19 protein-coding genes and 1 pseudogene are annotated in these 17,922 nt (G+C 60.8%); 10 read left to right on the forward strand and 10 right to left on the reverse strand.

The window, feature by feature from the left end:
- Positions 1-292: 292 nt before the first annotated feature.
- The 3 genes from moaA to NL528_RS18800 form a co-directional block, all read right to left on the reverse strand.
- Complete coding sequence (gene moaA, locus NL528_RS18790; protein WP_309184176.1) at positions 293-1,324, reverse strand: GTP 3',8-cyclase MoaA; 1,032 nt, start codon at positions 1,322-1,324, stop codon at positions 293-295.
- A gap of 116 nt (positions 1,325-1,440) precedes the next feature.
- On the reverse strand, positions 1,441-1,923 hold the full coding sequence (locus NL528_RS18795) for a hypothetical protein (protein ID WP_309184178.1): 483 nt from the start codon (positions 1,921-1,923) through the stop codon (positions 1,441-1,443).
- 150 nt (positions 1,924-2,073) lie between these two features.
- Entirely contained in the window at positions 2,074-2,760 is a 687-nt protein-coding gene (locus NL528_RS18800) for an HAD-IA family hydrolase (RefSeq protein ID WP_309184966.1), read from the reverse strand.
- 81 nt (positions 2,761-2,841) lie between these two features.
- On the opposite strand from NL528_RS18800, the gene NL528_RS18805 reads away from it, so the two are divergent.
- The 4 genes from NL528_RS18805 to gor all read left to right on the forward strand — a co-directional run bounded on the left by NL528_RS18805 (position 2,842) and on the right by gor (position 6,629).
- The gene (locus tag NL528_RS18805) at positions 2,842-3,678 is read left to right on the forward strand and encodes an SDR family NAD(P)-dependent oxidoreductase (RefSeq protein WP_309184179.1); all 837 of its coding nucleotides are present in this window, start codon (positions 2,842-2,844) and stop codon (positions 3,676-3,678) included.
- 101 nt (positions 3,679-3,779) lie between these two features.
- Positions 3,780-4,478: a ribose-5-phosphate isomerase RpiA gene (gene rpiA / locus NL528_RS18810; RefSeq protein WP_309184968.1), complete on the forward strand. Its 699-nt coding sequence runs from the start codon at positions 3,780-3,782 to the stop codon at positions 4,476-4,478.
- 24 nt (positions 4,479-4,502) lie between these two features.
- Entirely contained in the window at positions 4,503-5,045 is a 543-nt protein-coding gene (locus NL528_RS18815) for a DUF2059 domain-containing protein (RefSeq protein WP_309184181.1), read from the forward strand.
- A 195-nt stretch (positions 5,046-5,240) separates the two neighbouring features.
- Positions 5,241-6,629 carry a glutathione-disulfide reductase gene (gene gor, locus NL528_RS18820; RefSeq protein ID WP_309184182.1) on the forward strand — a complete coding sequence of 463 codons (1,389 nt, stop codon included), beginning with the start codon at positions 5,241-5,243 and terminating at the stop codon, positions 6,627-6,629.
- A 103-nt stretch (positions 6,630-6,732) separates the two neighbouring features.
- Here gor and NL528_RS18825 read toward each other — a convergent pair whose 3' ends face one another.
- Positions 6,733-8,085: a hypothetical protein gene (locus NL528_RS18825; protein ID WP_309184183.1), complete on the reverse strand. Its 1,353-nt coding sequence runs from the start codon at positions 8,083-8,085 to the stop codon at positions 6,733-6,735.
- Entirely contained in the window at positions 8,063-8,347 is a 285-nt protein-coding gene (locus NL528_RS18830; RefSeq protein WP_309184184.1) for a hypothetical protein, read from the reverse strand. The genes NL528_RS18825 and NL528_RS18830 overlap by 23 nt, the downstream gene beginning before the upstream one ends.
- 174 nt (positions 8,348-8,521) lie before the next feature.
- Between NL528_RS18830 and NL528_RS18835 the strand changes: the two genes are divergently transcribed.
- A protein-coding gene (locus NL528_RS18835; protein WP_143206051.1) for an IS3 family transposase occupies positions 8,522-9,654 on the forward strand; the annotation gives its coding sequence in 2 pieces (ribosomal slippage) (positions 8,522-8,777 and positions 8,777-9,654; 1,134 coding nt in all).
- Positions 9,655-9,712: 58 nt separating this feature from the next.
- Here NL528_RS18835 and NL528_RS18840 read toward each other — a convergent pair.
- The gene (locus NL528_RS18840) at positions 9,713-10,288 is read right to left on the reverse strand and encodes a hypothetical protein (protein ID WP_309184185.1); all 576 of its coding nucleotides are present in this window, start codon (positions 10,286-10,288) and stop codon (positions 9,713-9,715) included.
- A gap of 180 nt (positions 10,289-10,468) precedes the next feature.
- Between NL528_RS18840 and NL528_RS18845 the strand changes: the two genes are divergently transcribed.
- Positions 10,469-11,601 (forward strand): IS3 family transposase gene (locus NL528_RS18845; protein WP_143206051.1). Its coding sequence is split into 2 segments (ribosomal slippage): positions 10,469-10,724 and positions 10,724-11,601, totalling 1,134 coding nucleotides; the frame shifts between segments, so codons are not numbered across the junction.
- Positions 11,602-11,659: 58 nt separating this feature from the next.
- Here the strand turns inward: NL528_RS18845 and NL528_RS18850 are convergent.
- Both NL528_RS18850 and NL528_RS18855 read right to left on the reverse strand, forming a co-directional pair.
- Positions 11,660-12,151: a metallophosphoesterase gene (locus NL528_RS18850; protein ID WP_309184186.1), complete on the reverse strand. Its 492-nt coding sequence runs from the start codon at positions 12,149-12,151 to the stop codon at positions 11,660-11,662.
- A gap of 267 nt (positions 12,152-12,418) precedes the next feature.
- Positions 12,419-12,844, reverse strand: coding sequence for a hypothetical protein (locus NL528_RS18855; protein ID WP_309184187.1), 426 nt, complete (start codon positions 12,842-12,844; stop codon positions 12,419-12,421).
- 87 nt (positions 12,845-12,931) lie between these two features.
- Between NL528_RS18855 and NL528_RS18860 the strand changes: the two genes are divergently transcribed.
- The 3 genes from NL528_RS18860 to NL528_RS18870 all read left to right on the forward strand — a co-directional run bounded on the left by NL528_RS18860 (position 12,932) and on the right by NL528_RS18870 (position 14,657).
- Complete coding sequence (locus tag NL528_RS18860; protein ID WP_309184188.1) at positions 12,932-13,594, forward strand: SOS response-associated peptidase; 663 nt, start codon at positions 12,932-12,934, stop codon at positions 13,592-13,594.
- A gap of 389 nt (positions 13,595-13,983) precedes the next feature.
- Positions 13,984-14,334: a type II toxin-antitoxin system RelE/ParE family toxin gene (locus NL528_RS18865; RefSeq protein ID WP_309184189.1), complete on the forward strand. Its 351-nt coding sequence runs from the start codon at positions 13,984-13,986 to the stop codon at positions 14,332-14,334.
- A gap of 62 nt (positions 14,335-14,396) precedes the next feature.
- The gene (locus NL528_RS18870) at positions 14,397-14,657 is read left to right on the forward strand and encodes a transcriptional regulator (protein ID WP_309184190.1); all 261 of its coding nucleotides are present in this window, start codon (positions 14,397-14,399) and stop codon (positions 14,655-14,657) included.
- Positions 14,658-15,409: 752 nt separating this feature from the next.
- Here NL528_RS18870 and NL528_RS18875 read toward each other — a convergent pair.
- Entirely contained in the window at positions 15,410-15,625 is a 216-nt protein-coding gene (locus NL528_RS18875) for a hypothetical protein (protein ID WP_309184191.1), read from the reverse strand.
- Between the two features lie 333 nt (positions 15,626-15,958).
- Here NL528_RS18875 and NL528_RS18880 point away from each other — a divergent pair, with 333 nt between their 5' ends.
- On the forward strand, positions 15,959-16,234 hold the full coding sequence (locus tag NL528_RS18880) for a PilZ domain-containing protein (protein WP_309184192.1): 276 nt from the start codon (positions 15,959-15,961) through the stop codon (positions 16,232-16,234).
- 672 nt (positions 16,235-16,906) lie between these two features.
- Here NL528_RS18880 and NL528_RS18885 read toward each other — a convergent pair.
- Positions 16,907-17,813: pseudogene (locus tag NL528_RS18885) on the reverse strand (alpha/beta fold hydrolase).
- Between the last annotated feature and the right edge of the window lie 109 nt (positions 17,814-17,922).

The raw sequence follows: 17,922 nt of genomic DNA on the forward strand, positions 1-17,922 counted from the left end.
AGCGCGCCGAACGTTTCAACTGACATCGCGCCGCCACCGCGCGAAAAGCGCGTAGCGCCAGATCGCGTGAAATCACGGCTCATTCGCAGGAGCGATTGCAACGATAGTCCTCCCCCAGTTGCGCTTCTGCCGTCTTGTCTGCACCCGTCGGCTTATCTAGCCGGGCTAGCATGAAGCAGCCGCACCAAACCAGCGGGCAGCGCTGTCGTCAATTGGAAGTTTGTTGATGTTGAACGGGAATTTGCGCCAAAGGCCGGGGTTCGGCCGCGGCGGCGGCTCTCAGCCGCAATCCTCAGCCACCCGTCACGCTCATATGGCGGCTGACGCTCGGGCGGTTGTGCCGGCGGTCGATGATGAAGTCGTGACCCTTCGGCTTCAGCCCGATGGCGCGATCGATCGCGGCGGCGAGCAGGATGTTGTCGGCGGAGGCCCGCAACGGCTTGCGCAAATCGGAGGCATCCTCATGGCCGAGGCAGGTGTGCAGCGTGCCGGTGCAGGTGATCCGGACCCGGTTGCAGGACTCGCAGAAATTATGGGTCATCGGCGTGATGAAGCCGAGCTTGCCGCCGGTTTCGCTGATCCGCACGTAGCGGGCAGGGCCGCCGGTGTCGTCGGCGAGATCGGTGAGGGTATATGACTTCGCGAGGCGGGCGCGCACCAGCGACAGCGGCACATACTGGTCGATGCGGCCTTCGCCGATATCGCCCATCGGCATCACCTCGATCAGCGTCAGCGCCATGCCCTTGCCGTGCGCCCATTCCATCAGCGCGGGGATCTCCTCCTCGTTCATGTTCTTCAGCGCCACCGCGTTGATCTTGACGGCGAGGCCGGCTTCGCGCGCGGCCTCAATGCCGGCCAAAACCTTGTCGATATCGCCCCAGCGGGTGATGGCGCGGAATTTTGCGGCATCCAGCGTATCCAGGGAGACGTTGACCCGGCGCACGCCGCAGTCGCGCAATTCGCCGGCGAAGCGCTGAAGTTGCGAGCCGTTGGTGGTCAGCGTCAGTTCATCGAGCGCGCCGGTGCCGAGATGCCGCGACAGCGAACGCACCAGCGTCATCACGTTGCGGCGGACCAAGGGCTCGCCGCCGGTGAGGCGGATCTTGCGCACGCCCTTGGCGATGAAGGCCGAGCACAGCCGGTCGAGTTCTTCCAGTGTCAGCAGATCGGCCTTGGGCAGGAACGTCATGTCCTCGGACATGCAGTAGAAGCAGCGCAGGTCGCAGCGGTCGGTGACCGACACCCGCAAATAGCGGATGGTCCGGCCGAACGGGTCGGTCATCGGCGCCAACAGTTCTGGAGTGCTCAACGAGGGTCCGCTCATTTCTGGAAGTGCCTTGTCCCGCCGGGCAGCTACGACATCCGCCTGTCCCGCTAGCACAATCTAGGCACGTTGCCACCGGCTCACAATGCGCAAGTCCGCATGTGCAGTGCAAGCGATCAGCGGGTCGCCGGCGGCGGCGCTGCCGCAGGCGGGGCAGCGTTCGGCTCCGGGAACGGCGAGCCCTCGGCGGCGGCGGGCGCTGCCTTGGGCTTTTTCGGCTTTTTCGGCCGCATCGCCTTGTGCACCTTCGGTGGCGGGCCGGCGGGCTTGAGTTCCGCGAATACCGGGCTGGGATCGACGGTGGTGGAGGCGGGGGTGGCGAAGTCGCCGGGGTTGCGGATCACCCGCACCGCCACGGTCGCCGGCTCGAATTTCGGCAGGTTGAAGGTGACGGAGAACCCGGCGTCGGGCGCGGGCACCGAGACCTGGCAGGGCGTCTTGCAGCCCGGTCCGAGCGAGGTCACCGCATCGGCGCCCGGAGGTGCTGAGTCGAGCTGGACCTGGATCGGCGGTGGCGTGGGTTTGAAGGAATCCAGCGAGAACGAGGAGCATCCGGCCAGGCTCAGCCCGGCGACGGCAATCACGATGACACGACGCATGATTTAATCACTCTACTGCGGCGAACAGCCACAATCCCCGGCCCGACCATATGAGCGTGGGAATAGAGGTCAACCGGGGCAGGCGCAATCGTTAAAGGATGGTTAACGCAGGAATCGACAGCTTTTTGATATCTTAGTTAAATCAATATCTTAGAAAGTTCCATTGGCCCGGACGATGCTATCCACGGCCGCCGGCAGGTCGCGCATATGCCCGATCAGCCGGTCCGGCTTCAGTTCCGCGATCGGAACATCGGTGTAGCCGAATTCAACCCCGATCACGGGAACGCCGGCGCGCCGGGCCACCCCGACATCGGGGCCGGCATCGCCGACCATGATGGTTGCGGCGATCTGCCCGCCGGCCCGCGCCACCGTCTCGCGCAGGATCGCCGGATCCGGCTTTGCGACGCCAAAGGTGTCGGCGCCGCAGATCGCGGCGAACCGCGCGCTCAGTCCGAGCTGGTCGAGCAGGCGTTTCGACAGCCACTCCAGCTTGTTGGTGCAGACCGCGAAGCGAAAGCCTTGGCCTGCGAGATCGTCGAGCGCGCTTTCCAGTCCATCGAACGGACGCGAGGCGTCGGCGATGTGGTCGGCGTAGTAATCGATGAAATCGCGGGTCAGACGGTCGATATCGGCGACGCTCATAACGCGGCCATCGACCTCGAGGCCGCGTTCGAGCAGCTTGCGCGCCCCGGCGCCGATCATGTTGCGGGCCGAATCCGGCGGGACCGGCGCCATGCCTTCGCGATCGAGCACGTAATTGAGCGCGCTGATCAGGTCCGGCGCGGTGTCGACCAGGGTGCCGTCGAGATCGAATACGAGCATGCGGGGAGGGTTCATCCTGAATTCGCTATCGATCGCCACGCGATCATGCAAGTAGAGATGATCGGTGATCATCAAAAATACCGGAGGGGAACAATCATGCGCGAACTGGCCGGCAAGACAGCCTTCGTGACCGGTGGCGCCAGCGGTATTGGCCTAGCGCTCGGCCGCGCGTTTGCGCAAAGCGGCATGAAGGTGATGCTCGCCGATATCGAGGCCGAAACGCTGCAGGCCGCGGTCGGCAGCCTCAAGGAGATCGGGCCTGACGTCCGCGGCACCATGTGCGACGTCGCCGATCCCGTAAGCGTCGAGCGCGCCGCGCAAGCCACGTTCGATGCGTTCGGCAAGGTCCATGTCGTCTGCAACAATGCCGGCGTCGCCGCCGGCGGCGGCATCGACCTGATCTCGCTCGACAACTGGCGCTGGGTGCTCGACGTCAACCTGATGGGCGTGCTGCACGGCGTCCGCAGCTTTCTGCCGCATATGCGCAGGCACGGCGAAGGCGGTCATATCGTCAACACCGCGTCGATGGCCGGCATGAACGGCGGCCTCGGCTTCAGCCCCTATGCGGCGAGCAAATTCGCCGTGGTCGCGATGTCCGAGGGCCTCGCCGCGCAGCTGAAGCCGCACGGCATCGGCGTCAGCGTGCTGTGCCCGAGTTTCGTGCGCACGGGCATCGGCGAGAGCGGGCGCAACCGGCCCGAGCGCTACGGCCCGGCGCGCGTGCCCGATCCGGCCAGTCCGGCCGCGGCCATGGTCGCCGAGATCAAAAGGTTGATAGACACCGGGCTCGCGCCTGATTTCGTCGCAGCCCGCGTGCTTGCCGCGATCCGCGAAGACGAGTTCTACGTTTTCACCCACCCCGGCATGCGCGCCGAGGTGGAGGGGCGGTTTGCCGCGATACTGGCGGCGATGGACAAGGTGCCGGCGCCCTGATCCAGGTCGCGTTTCAGGTGGCGCCAGCCGCTTATAGCGCTGTTCCTTGGCTGAAAACGACGCTAGATATGCGCCCGCAACTTAAGGGGCATCGTCGTCACGTGGACATGGACGCATTGAAACGGCAGGCTGCAGCCCGCGCGCTGGAGCATGTGCAGGACGGCATGAAGCTCGGGCTCGGCACCGGCTCGACCGCCAGGCATTTCGTCGACCTGCTCGGCGAGAAGGTCCGCGCCGGCATGAAAATCGTCGGCGTGCCGACGTCGGAAGCGACCCGCGCGCAGGCGGAAGCATGTGGAATCCCGCTGACCACGCTCGACGACATCGACCGGCTCGATCTCACCGTGGATGGCGCCGACGAGATGGATCCCGCGCTCAATCTGATCAAGGGCGGCGGCGGCGCGCTCTTAAGGGAAAAGATCGTGGCGGCGGCCTCGGATCGCATGATCGTGATCGCCGACGACACCAAATGGGTCGATGTTCTCGGCCGTTTCCCGCTACCTGTGGAGGTGATCCCGTTCGGCCTGGCGGCGACGGAGCGCGCCATGGCCGCGGCATTTGCGGAAAGTGGCGTTTCCGGGCAAATGGGGGTCCGAAAGGGCAGGGACGGCCACGTTTTTATCACCGATGGCGGCCACTGGATCATCGATGCCCATCTGGTGCGGATCAATGATGCGCCGCGGCTGGCGGGCTTGCTGAGCCTGATCCCGGGCGTCGTCGAACACGGCCTGTTTATCGGCCTTGCCAGCATCGCCGTTCTGGCGGGCGCGCAGGGAATTCGCGTAATTGAACGGCGCTAGCGCCGAACCTTGAGGAGAATTGGAATGAAGCGTTTTTCGGGAAGTTCGTCGGCCGCCGGTCTGATGCTGGGCCTGGCGCTGTTGGCTGGCCCCGCCATGGCGCAGGCGCCAAAGCAGGCCGCACCGGCCGCTACGCCGCTCAAGGAAGCGACGCCGGCCGCCATTGCCGCCGCCAAGGAAATCCTTGGCATGAAGAACGCGAGCGCGATGTACGCCAGCGCCGTTCCCAACATCGTCGAGCAGACCAAGAACGCGCTGCTGCAGTCCAACCTCAACTATCAAAAAGACCTCAATGAGGTGGCCGTCATCGTCGCCAAGAACATGGCGGGCCGCGAAAAGGAAATAGGCGACGGCATGGCGAAGATCTACGCCAACGAGTTCACCGAGCAGGAATTGAAGGATCTGGTGACGTTCTACAAATCGCCGCTCGGCCAGAAGCTGCTCTCGACCGAGCCGCGCGCCATCCAGTTCTCGATGTCCTATATGAACCAGTGGGCGCAGGTCTTTGCCGAAACCGTCAACGCCGCGTTCCGGGGCGAGATGAAAAAGCGCGGCAAGGAAATCTGATCGCTCGCTTTCTTACCTCGCCCCGCTTGCGGGGAGAGCATAGGCCGCCTTCGGCGGTCGTTCTTAAAACGCCGAAGCAAAGCTTCGGCTACGGCCGAAGGCTTCGGGTGAGGGGGACTCTCCGCGAATCTCAATCGTTGAGACAGCCCCTCTCCCCGCGAAGAGCGGGGCGAGGGAGAATAAAGAGGGGTTGCCATGGCAGAGTTCGACGTCGATCTGTTCGTCATCGGGGGCGGTTCTGGCGGGGTTCGCGCCGCCCGCATCGCCGCCGGCTACGGCGCAAAGGTCATGGTCGCCGAAGAATACCGCATGGGCGGCACCTGCGTGATCCGCGGCTGCGTGCCGAAAAAGCTGTTCGTGATGGGCAGCCACGTCCGTCACGAGATCGAGGATGCCACGGGCTTCGGCTGGACCATCCCCGAAGTCTCGTTCGACTGGCCGACGCTGGTTGCCAACAAGGACAAGGAGATCGCGCGGCTGGAGGGCATCTACGCCGCCAATGTCGAGAAGTCAGGCGCGCGCATCGTGAAAACCCGCGCGGTGCTGGAAGACGCCCATACGCTGCGGCTCGCCAGCGGCGAAGCCGTCACCGCGAAGTATGTTTTGATCGCCACCGGCGGCGCGCCCAATCACGGCCCGGCGATTCCCGGCATCGAACACGTGATTTCCTCGAACGAAGCCTTTCATCTGACCGAATTGCCGAAGCGTATCGTAATCCAGGGCGGCGGCTACATCGCGCTGGAATTCGCCGGCATTTTTGCCGGCTACGGCGCCGACGTCACCGTGATCTATCGCGGCGACAACATTCTGCGCGGTTTTGACGAGGATGTCCGAAAGCATCTGCGCGCCGAGATGGAGAAGCAGGGCATCACCATCCTGACCGGCTGCACCGTCACCAGGATCGACAAGCACGGCAAGGACTTCACCACCCATCTGTCGAGCGGCTCCAGCATCGCCTCCGACAAGGTGATGTTCGCGATCGGCCGGCATCCGAACGTCGCAGGCCTCGGGCTGGAGACGGCCGGCGTCGCGCTCAACCCGAAGAACGGCGGCATCGCGGTCGACGGCTGGTCCAAAACCTCGGCGCCGAACATCTACGCCATCGGCGACGTCACCCATCGCACCAACCTGACGCCGGTCGCGATCCGCGAGGGCCACGCCTTCGCCGACACCGTGTTCGGCAAGCGCCCGGTCGCGGTCGATCACGCCACCATTCCCACCGCCGTGTTCTCGCAGCCCGAAGTCGGCACCGTCGGACTGACCGAAGCCGAGGCGCGCGCGCAATTCTCCCGCGTCGACATCTACAAGGCCGATTTCCGCCCGATCAAGGCGACGATGTCCGGCCGCGACACCCGCGTGCTCATGAAGCTCGTGGTCGATGCCACCACCGACCGCGTCCTCGGCTGCCACATCGTCGGCGACGGCGCCGCCGAGATCACGCAAGCCGTCGGCATCGCCGTGAAGATGAAAGCGACCAAGGCCGATTTCGACGCGACGGTGGCGCTGCATCCGACCGCTGCGGAAGAGTTGGTGACGATGCGGACGCCGACGGCAAGGCATGTGAGGGAAGCGGCGGCGGAGTAGCGGGGATTTCGCAGGGGCAACCGCCCTTACTTACCGCCACCGGAAACGACCCGACCGTTAATGGCAAGTGGCCCGCGGCCGTCGTGTCTCCCTGTCCACCCTACTACCTAAAGTGGCTTGCAAGCCCTTCATACTTTGCTATGGCGGCTCGAGGAACTCGGCCTTTCGCAAAGAGCTCAAAATCGACGAGGCTTGCAACACCCTGAATGATAGCGCTCAAAGCGGAGAGCAATTCGCTTCGTTCGGGCAGCGTCGCGCCATGCTCAAGAGCAAATTGGTTAAGCTCGCTCGTCGCCTTGTTCGCGTCGATGTCGACTACACCTAACGTTTCGACAAGTTGGGTCACAACTAGAACCGCTTGCAAATAAATCGGATCTTTGTACCGATCATAAAGCGAATAAAAATTCAGCGACATTGTACTCAAAGCCTTTGCTGCGGAGCTTCTCGTTGTCGGCAATGAGGATGGCAGGTCGCAGATACTGATTGCGGCCAAGATCAGTGAAGGAAGGTGATTCGAGTTGCCCCGTTCCGCGACGGCCCATTCGTGCCACGCGACGCGCGTGCTCAACTCGCCTTCGAAGTCGCGGAACAATTTAGCGGCTTTCAAATTCTCGTCTGTTTGGCGGTAAACTTTCGAAAGATTGACCCTCAGACGAATGTCAGTAGGATCTGCAGCTTGCATTTGTTCCGCTGCATCGATGGCAATTTTGTTGCGGCCGGATTCACTAAAATGTTCGGGGAGTAAATAGTCCCACTTTTGCAAATCGGGGACATACTGTCCTTTTTGCCGCGCGATGATGGCCGCACGGCTAAGAGTTGCGAAGCTTTCATCAATCTCACCGTAAAGGTTTGTTTCGTTGAGAACCTCTACCGTGGCTTCAGCGATTGCCTTATGTCTGCAAAGCACAAATCTGCCACCCCCAGCAGCAATCGCCTCGTCAGCTAATGGATTTATAATTTTTCGCTGAACCTCGCTATGTGAGCAGCCTAAAGCTTCGGCGAGAACCGGGAGGGATAGAAATCTAAGTCCCTCGTTGTGCATGGCCGCAATCATCGCATAAGCATCTAACAGGGAGCCGCCGGGAGTTGGAATATCTTTCAATCTGTAAAGAATCGAGCGAATTTTGTCTTTTAGGGTATCGCCATAGCGCAAGCGTAACATCGCGCCTAAGAAGGCGCCCTCTTGTTCCTCGGTGTCCGGACTGATCGACGCTCCGCACAGGTTTTCAGCGGCCCTCTCTTCCTCTTGCCCAAACAGGTTCCGTAAACCCTCTCGGCCAAGTGCGCCCCAAGCGCGGACAACCTCGCGTGCATCAAGTTGCGTTAGACCTCGCAATCGGATCTCTTGATAGTCGGAATCTCTGGTTATCAGACCCAATTCTTTTGCTTCTGCGCGCCAGTCGATTGACCGCGAGCAAAGTAGAAAATGTACGTTAGCCCTGGCAAGACGCTTCATCCTGACGAGCAAGGGGGGGCAACCAACTCGCCGCCGAATGAGCCTCATCGATTGCAACAATTACTCGCGGGAACTGCTTTGAAAAGCGTTCTATTGTTTCGACATCGATGCTTTGCGAATCGCTATGACGCCAAAGCGCTATCCAATTTCCTTCGTTCACCAGCCGAGCAACGATTTGAAGGAACGCCGTAGACTTTCCTTCCCCTCCAGCTCCAATCAGATTTAGAATTGTTGGCTTTGAAGCGTCTTCAATCGAATTCATGCGACCGCAAACGACCTCAACAATTGCTCTACGAGGAACTGACGAGGATAACGCCAACCTCCAATTCGGTGGCCTCCCGTCGAAGAATTGAGAGCCGGTCGCGGAAATCTGGACAGAACGATAAGTGGAATTTCTGCCTGACAGCGGCGATAATTGCCGTGAACAGGAGAGACCATGAGCAGACGACCCCGGCGGAACCACTCACCGGCCTTCAAGGCGAAGGTGGCTCTGGCCGCCATCAAGGGCGATCGGACGATAGCCCAGCTGGCGGAGCATTTCGACGTTCACCCCAATCAGATTACGGCCTGGAAATCACAGCTTGAGGGCGGCGCCTCTGATATTTTCGGATCGGGGGGCGGGACGCCGGCCACGCCCGCGGTCGATGTGAAGTCGCTGCATGCCAAGATCGGGGAGCTGACGCTGGAGAACGATTTTTTAGAAGGCGCGCTCACCAAGGCGGGATTGCTGAGCGCAAAGCGATGATCGACCGTAAGCACGATCTGTCGATCACCAAGCAGGCAGAGATTTTGAAGGTCAGTCGCGGCAGCGTGTACTATCTGCCGCGTCCAGTCTCTTCAGCCGACCTCGAGATCATGCAGCGTCTCGATCGGCTGCACCTGGAGTATCCCTTCGCCGGTTCGCGTATGTTGCGAGGCCTGCTGGCTTTGCAGGGGTGCAAGATCGGCCGCCGGCATGTGAAGACGCTCATGCGGCGGATGGGGATAGAGGCGCTCTATCGCCGTCCGCGCACCACCAAGCCCGAGCCCGGCCACAAGATCTATCCGTATCTGCTGCGCGGCATCGAGATCCGGCGGCCGAACCAGGTCTGGGCCATGGACATCACGTACATTCCGATGGCGCACGGCTTCGTCTATCTCGCCGTGGTGCTGGACTGGGCGACACGTCGTGTTCTGTCGTGGCGGCTGTCGATCACGATGGAGGCGGCCTTCTGCGTCGAGACCCTGGAAGATGCCTTGGCTCGCCACGGCAAGCCGGACATCTTCAACACCGATCAGGGCTCTCAGTTCACCGGCGCGGCGTTCACCGGCCTGCTCGCCAGCAATGGCATCGCCATCAGCATGGATGGCAAAGGGGCCTGGCGGGACAATGTGTTCGTCGAACGGCTGTGGCGCAGCGTCAAATACGAGGAGGTCTATCTGCGAGCCTACGAAACCGTCGGCGAGGCGCGACATTCGATCGGCCGGTATCTCGACTTTTACAACGGCCGACGTCCTCATTCGAGTCTTGACGACATGACCCCGGATCAAGCCTACTTCGATCTTCCGCCGCTCCGCGCGGCGGCCTAACCTCGGCAGAGGCTCCACTTATCGACGCGGAATTTTTGTTCAGACAACCGGGGCCAGCTCATTGCAAGAGTTGCTCTCGAGGCTCTTGAGTGGATCTTGATTGCAGAAAGGTCTTATCGACAAACTCCCATCCATTTCGAACTGGAATTGCTTCTTGCGATTGTTGTGGGCTTTGTTTGGAAGGTTTTTTTGCTTCGGGAGGGGATAGAGACTGCGGCGCTAAAGGTGCGTTTCCGGGTAACGGAAATTGCCACCAGTCCAGCCCTGCAAGGCGTCTCTGATTCGAAAATGCATCGGTCGATATTTTCCATTCACGATGCTGCACGGACCAGTGCTCAGGCTGAAGCAAGATGCTCTTTTCGTTAACATTCAAATCCGCCCACACAAGTCCGCTGACGAGTTGGGGGTTGTCTTCAGCGCGCCCCTGAAAGGCTGCCCCCGACTGAATTGTCAGAAACAAATTGGAGCCACCATCATCGTAGCGGACGTCATTCATGTGAAGATGGCCGTGGAGATATATCGCGTTGAATTTTCCTAAGACGACTCGTATCTGTTGTGCATCGTGATCCGCCAGCCAGTGAAGTGGATGATGTCCCAAAACTATTCTGACGGCGGCGCCTTTAATGTTCGTCAACGCGTCTTCCAAAATATTTGGACCCAGCGTTAATAAGTGGCGGTCAGCGTCATCCTTAGAAAGCCACGCGGTGTTGACTCCGACAATGCCTATGCTAGAGCCGGTCGCGGAAATCTGGACAGAACGATAAGTGGAATTTCTGCCTGACAGCGGCGATAATTGCCGTGAACAGGAGAGACCATGAGCAGACGACCCCGGCGGAACCACTCACCGGCCTTCAAGGCGAAGGTGGCTCTGGCCGCCATCAAGGGCGATCGGACGATAGCCCAGCTGGCGGAGCATTTCGACGTTCACCCCAATCAGATTACGGCCTGGAAATCACAGCTTGAGGGCGGCGCCTCTGATATTTTCGGATCGGGGGGCGGGACGCCGGCCACGCCCGCGGTCGATGTGAAGTCGCTGCATGCCAAGATCGGGGAGCTGACGCTGGAGAACGATTTTTTAGAAGGCGCGCTCACCAAGGCGGGATTGCTGAGCGCAAAGCGATGATCGACCGTAAGCACGATCTGTCGATCACCAAGCAGGCAGAGATTTTGAAGGTCAGTCGCGGCAGCGTGTACTATCTGCCGCGTCCAGTCTCTTCAGCCGACCTCGAGATCATGCAGCGTCTCGATCGGCTGCACCTGGAGTATCCCTTCGCCGGTTCGCGTATGTTGCGAGGCCTGCTGGCTTTGCAGGGGTGCAAGATCGGCCGCCGGCATGTGAAGACGCTCATGCGGCGGATGGGGATAGAGGCGCTCTATCGCCGTCCGCGCACCACCAAGCCCGAGCCCGGCCACAAGATCTATCCGTATCTGCTGCGCGGCATCGAGATCCGGCGGCCGAACCAGGTCTGGGCCATGGACATCACGTACATTCCGATGGCGCACGGCTTCGTCTATCTCGCCGTGGTGCTGGACTGGGCGACACGTCGTGTTCTGTCGTGGCGGCTGTCGATCACGATGGAGGCGGCCTTCTGCGTCGAGACCCTGGAAGATGCCTTGGCTCGCCACGGCAAGCCGGACATCTTCAACACCGATCAGGGCTCTCAGTTCACCGGCGCGGCGTTCACCGGCCTGCTCGCCAGCAATGGCATCGCCATCAGCATGGATGGCAAAGGGGCCTGGCGGGACAATGTGTTCGTCGAACGGCTGTGGCGCAGCGTCAAATACGAGGAGGTCTATCTGCGAGCCTACGAAACCGTCGGCGAGGCGCGACATTCGATCGGCCGGTATCTCGACTTTTACAACGGCCGACGTCCTCATTCGAGTCTTGACGACATGACCCCGGATCAAGCCTACTTCGATCTTCCGCCGCTCCGCGCGGCGGCCTAACCTCGGCAGAGGCTCCACTTATCGACGCGGAATTTTTGTTCAGACAACCGGGGCCAGCTCAGCTCTCGCCTCGGACAGCGCTCACATGAGAAAAGGCGGCTTCGTTGCTTGCGATCCATTTGCTGGGGCTGTTTGTCAGTTCTGACCTGATGTAGTTTTCAAAGCGAGTGGCGAATTGTTCGCGCTGCTCCATTCCTTGTTCCGTGGGATCAAAAAGATGATCAGGAGCTTTCAGCACTTCTTGAGGATTGAAAAACTTGGACTTGTCCCGCTGAACATCGTGATTGCCAGGAATAGAGAAGATGCTCCCGCTCCAATCGTCGCCGAGCACCAAAATCAGGGGCAACAAGAATGAATCGATAAATTCTTCGTATTCCTCGGCTTTGCCTTTGTTTGCTATATCCCCTGACAAGAAAACAAAATCAGGAATAAAGCCAGCCGCAATTCGCGCAGCGACGTTTCGGTGGATCTGTGAAAAGAGCTTTCGTTGACCGTAATTGTCTTTGCCGACGTGGAAATCCGATAAGTGCAACCACCTAATCGAAGACATAAGGGTATTCCCCAATAAATTTAGTTGGACGTCTGAGTATCAAGTTTTCTGGTCCTAAGACTTCGCGACTGAAATCATTGCAACACGTTTTGATTGCATTTGGTCTTATCCGCAAGTCCTTTGTCAAATAGGAGTGCGGCTCGCTTATTCTCCTCTATGCAAAATGGACCCTCCGGGATTGTTACACGTCAACGCTTGGGATGGATTAGCGGGGCGCAATCCGCCGCTCGACGACGATAGCCTGTTATCGATTGGTGCTACGCTAGCTCACCTTTCCTCCTCCGGATGCACCCACTTATACGGCGTGATCTCGCGCCTCTCCGTCAGCTTGATCATGTGCACCGGCGGCGCGTAGCGGCCCTTGCGGCAGGAGCGGCATTTCAGCGACGCTTCCAGCTTCCACAGCGGCGTGTCGCGCGGGCGGCGGATGGCGTCGAGCGGCAGGCTTGCGCGGGTGTTGCAGCGGTTGCACTCCACTTCAAGCCAGCCGAGGCCGCCGTTGAGGCATTGGCCGATCGTGGGCGAGGGCTGCGCCGGGCCGCCAAAACCTTCCATCCGGACCGACCAGGCTTCCGCCTCGGCTCGGTCGGCCGCGCGCACGGCCTTTCTGGCTTCCTCGCGCGCGCCTTCGGCGCGCATATTCGCGCCCATGACGCGGCCGCCCCAGATGACCTCGCGCGACTTGGTGCTCATGGTCGGAATTACAGCGAGCCTTGCGGCGTGAGGCAATACCACTAGGATTAGAGGCCCGGGACGCGTCCGCCCCACCAAGGCTCGCCGATGTGCAATTTGTATTCGATCACCACGAATCAGGAGGCGATCCAGCGGCTGTTCCGGGTGATCAACCGTTACGTCGGCAATCTGCCGCCGATGCCCGGCGTGTTTCCCGATTACCCGGCGCCGGTGGTGCGCAATGCCGGCGGCGAGCGCGAAATGGTGTTGATGCGCTGGGGCATGCCGCCGCCGCCGAAGACCGGTGGCCCGCCGGTGACCAACATCCGCAACACCTCGTCGCCGCATTGGCGCGGATGGACCAGGCCGGAACATCGCTGCCTCGTTCCGCTCAACAGCTTTGCGGAATATGCGCCGGAGCCGAACCCGGAGACGAAGAAGAAAGACGTGGTCTGGTTCGCGCTGAACGATGACCGCCCGTTGTGCGCGTTTGCCGGGATGTGGACCGAATTCAGAGGCGACCGCGGCACGAAATCAAAACCGATCCCCGGTCCGCATCTGGTCTACGGTTTTCTGACGACAACGCCGAATGCGATCGTCGAACCGATTCATCCCAAGGCCATGCCGGTGATCCTGACGACGGACAAGGAGCGCGACGTCTGGCTGCGCGCGCCGTGGGACGAAGCGAAGGCGCTGCAGCGGCCGTTGCCGGATGACGCGTTGAGGATCGTGGCGCGCGGTGCGGACAAGGAAGATCAAGCGGCGGCATAACGCGGGCGCCCGTAAAGTCCTTGGCGACAATTCTGTTCACGCCAGAAGAGCCGCCGCTTCGGAGCCGCCAGGCCGAGCAAGCGGAGTATGTTCGCTTGCTCGGCTTTGGCTCAGGTGCTGGCCCCTTAAATCCCCAGCAACAACTAATCTGCACCAAATACGCGGGTTTGGTTATCCGTAGTCTTACTGGAGCGTATCCGAGGCATTTTCTCGCGTCGCTTAAGAGGTTCCCAGGCAAGCTCAAGGCATGAAAATGTTGTCCGCCGGGGCCGCCGCTGGATCGCTTTTTATATTGCCGACCAGATCCCGTACGACCGCCGCACAGTCCAGGTATTGCCCAAGCTCAGTAGGACGCCAATGGCGTCTTTTCTCTGGAGTTATGGACGCCAATGGCGTATACTTCTGGCGTGGCACGACGATTCATCACCGTGGCGGAAACGCCTCTGTTCATCCGCCAATCCCAGGATATCTGGGACGACGCCGAACGGGAGGCCTTCATCGATTTCATCTCGCGGAATCCCGAAGAAGGGGACCTGATCCCCGAAACGGGCGGTGTGCGAAAGATCCGATGGGCGCGGCCCGGAAGCGGCAAACGCGGCGGGGCACGGGTGGTCTACTTTTATCATAGTGGCAACCGCCCGCTCTATCTGCTGATGGTCTACGTGAAGGCGCGTCAGGAGAACCTCACGGCGGAAGAAAAGAAGGTCGTTCGAAAGCTGGCGGCGATCTTGAAGAGCTGAGTGACGGGCGAAAGGAAGGAACAAGAGACATGGGAAAGTTTGGAAAGGAACTGATTGAGAGCATGCAGCAGGCGGCAAAGCATGCCGCGGGCAAGAAGGTGCGCGGATTGCGCGTGTCCAAGGTCGAGTTGCCGGACGTGAAAGCCATCCGTCTTTCGCTGCGGATGTCGCAACATCACTTCGCCGCGGCGTATCGTATTCCGCTGCCCACGCTGAAAAACTGGGAGCAAGGACGGCGCATGCCGGATGCGCCTGCTGCCGCCTATCTGCTGGCGATCAAGCGGCGTCCGAAGGAAATCATGGAAGCCGTCGCGCGGCCATGATGGGCCGCCGTCAAAAGCGAACCGGTGAAAAAAATTCGGGCTACCCCCAAAGAGGCAGCGGCGTTCTCGCAATCGTCGTTGCGAGAACCCTGAAGCGGCCGCATCATTTCAATCGCCGGACTTGCCCACTACAGGTCCGGCGTTAAGCCCCCAAATCGGCAGAGGCCTCAGCTCTTTCCCCAAGGGGCTGGGGCCTCTCCACGTTGTGGTGCCGGGAAGTGCGGGTTCTTTCCTGACCGCGGGCAGGAAAGCACGGTCCCACAGGGTTTGGGGGCTATCGGTGTGGGACCGTGCAGGCCTGATACTTTGGTTGGCCCATGCTTCAAGTCGGATTGACCGCGCTTGTTCCTAATGCCGCGGCCAGCCGTATTTGGAAGCCGGCGCAAATTCGATTTCGCTCCGCCGGAAGTCGCTATGTTAGGTTGCGCACAGACGCGGCGTTTTCTTCCGAATAGTCTCAAGCATTGCATCACATGAAACGGATACTTGCGATCGCCCGGCGTGACAGCGGGGCTTCTCGTTCGGCGCATTTGCTGAAGCTATTTTGGAGCGGCCCGAAGCGGGCCCGGTGAGACAAGTGCATCGGGGCGCTCCGGTGCACTCAAACTTACGGCCCCAGTTCTTCTCTGCTGGAGCCGTTTTCTTTTGTGCCCGGCGCAGGCCGCACAAACGGCCCCGGCGCGGGGGATAGGACCGTACCGGGACCGCCAACCTGTGGGAGGTTTTCTTCCGGCCGGGTCTTTGGGGGGCATTCAGCCGGAAGCGAAGGATTCGACGTTCGCGCCGTCGCCGGGTTCCAATCCCGGCGCGGGATCGCCGCTGAAAAAAGCGGTATCTGCGCTGGAACAAAAAATAATGTTCACTTTGTAACGCTGCCCCGGAACGATTCCCCGGCTTTCGGCATATCCATGCGGGGTTGGCAACCGGGGATAAGAAAAGTGGTCGGCAGGCAATACGTAAAGCGTCAAGCAACCATCCTTCTCAAATTCGCCCAGACAACATCGGATCCGAAAGTGGCGGCAGCGCTGGTCGAAAAGGCCGCCGATCTCAAGGCGCGGGTGGAGCATGCGCCCGACCCAAGCCCTCACGCGCCGGATGTCGAACCTATGCCACAGGGTTAGCGGCCAAAATTAATCCGCTGAAATCGGCCCGCCGGCGCGTTAGCAAAGTGTAAACCGCTGATCGACTGCGCACGGCATCCGCCGGGAAAACCGATAAATTCCAATCCAATGTCCTAACAAGACCTTCACGGGATACCCCGTAAATCTGATGACCAGCTAATCCCATGACGGATGGTCATCATGACGACTGTTGATGCGCTCAGGGCAAAGGTGCAGCGCGAACCGCGGCGGCAACTGCAAAAGCACGTGGCCTGGCTCACGGTCGACGATGAGCTGACGAAGACCGAATGCGTCGTCATGGACGTGTCGCCGGGCGGCGCCAGGATCGTGACCGACGCCGAGATCGACGTCGCCGACCGGTTCAAGCTGGCGCTGGTGCCGGATCATCCGAAGCGCCAGCCCTGCGAAGTGGTCTGGCGCAGGGGCCGGATGTTCGGCATCAAATTCGTGCTCTGATACCGCCGTAGGCCCACATCCACTGATTTCTCAGGTCCAGCCCGGAAGTGGTTCATTCCTGTCGCAATTTGCTAGATGAATCTTGGCACGGCCTGTGCAGACATAAATCTGCCGGGGGGATTTCAGGAGCCCCGGTGACTGCCCAACGCCGCCGAGCGATCATATTCCGCTCGAGCGGCGTTGTTGTTTTCCGGGATGTTGAGCTGGTGCTGTTCTGCATCCCGTGGCCGGGTGTTCCACGGTTTCCCGATTTGAGACGTTCGTGATTTGGGAGCAATTTCCGCCGGCAGCCGAAAAAGGCGGGCACATTCGAGATGCGCGCAGAAAGAAAATTGCCGAGCGCTTTCAACTTGATTTGCCCTGTCCAGTCCTCTTTGAGAAAATATTCCTCTTCCCATTACCCCCAAATCAGCATTAGAAATCCCGCGGTCTCATCCCCCACGAGGGGCGTATCCGGATCGTCACATACGTTGGGATGAGATGCGATGGACGCAGCAGCGTCGGGCGCGCAAGCAGACTGCCAGTTGTGTGTGGGGCGGCCTTATCAGCGTCATTGCGAGGAGCGAAGCAATCCATGTTGCCACGCAAAGAAAGAATGGATTGCTTCGTCGCTTACGCTCCTCGCAATGACGGCTCTGCGGTCGAAACGTCTCCAGCTGTTTGAAAACTGAATCACTCCGCCGCCTCAATCCATTCCGCCGCCCCTCGCCACAGCGTGTCGCGATGCTCGGGGCGGAAGAAACCGAGATGGCCGATTTTGGCGGCGCCGGTAGCCGCCGGCGTCACCGTGATGATCTCGGGCTTGGTCGCGGTAAATCCCGAACACAGCAATTCGACCGCCGGCCGCGTCGCCTAGGGGTCGTCGGACAGGCACAGCGCCCGCAGCGCGCCCTTGTATTTCGGAAAGTTCTGCAACGCCGTGAGCGTGGGATCGCCGAGCAGATAGCGCGGGTTCATCACCCAGCCGACCCATTGCAGGAAGACATCCTTCGGCAGATCGTCACCCAGGCCGGCCCAGCCCGGCATGTAGCCGAGCGCGCGGGTCAGCGGGCTGCCTACGAAATTCAGCATCGCGTAGACGCGAAAACGCTCGGGGGAGGCCATCAGCTTCCAGTAGCCGGCCTGGGCGGCGATCAAAAGCGCGCGCGAAATCTCGGCATTGTTCGGCAGCAGGCCCAGCGCCTGGCCGCCGAAGGAATGGCCGACATAGGCGAACGGCAGCGCCTTGTAACGCTCACGCATCCACGACACCGCGGAGGTTACGTCCTGCGCGGCCCAATCCGACATCGAGGCTTTGAAGCCGACCAGCGATTTCGGCTGGTTGTATCCGGCCATCGCCTTCTGCCTGGAGTCGCCGGTGCCGCGGTAATCGTAGGTCAAGACCGCGCAGCCGCGCTTGGCGAGATAGCCGGCAAAGCCGCGGTAGAGCTTGCGCGGCACGGCGGTCGCCGAATTGATCAGCGCGGCATGGCGCTTGGCGCCGCGCGGCAAAAACAAGCGTCGCGGCCAGCGGATAGCCATCCGCCGCAGGCACGGTGATGTCGTCGGCAAATACGTCGTCCAAGCCCGGCTCGGCCACCGCGATCTCCTCCTTAGGTTTGCGAGCGCCACAGCAAATGCGAATTCGGCTTTTGCCGCAAGGGCTTGTGCGGAGAAGCGGAAATCCAACTGGCGGCCGGCCTTTTGCG

The sequence above is a fragment of the Bradyrhizobium sp. Ash2021 genome (assembly GCF_031202265.1).
Lineage (GTDB): Bacteria > Pseudomonadota > Alphaproteobacteria > Rhizobiales > Xanthobacteraceae > Bradyrhizobium.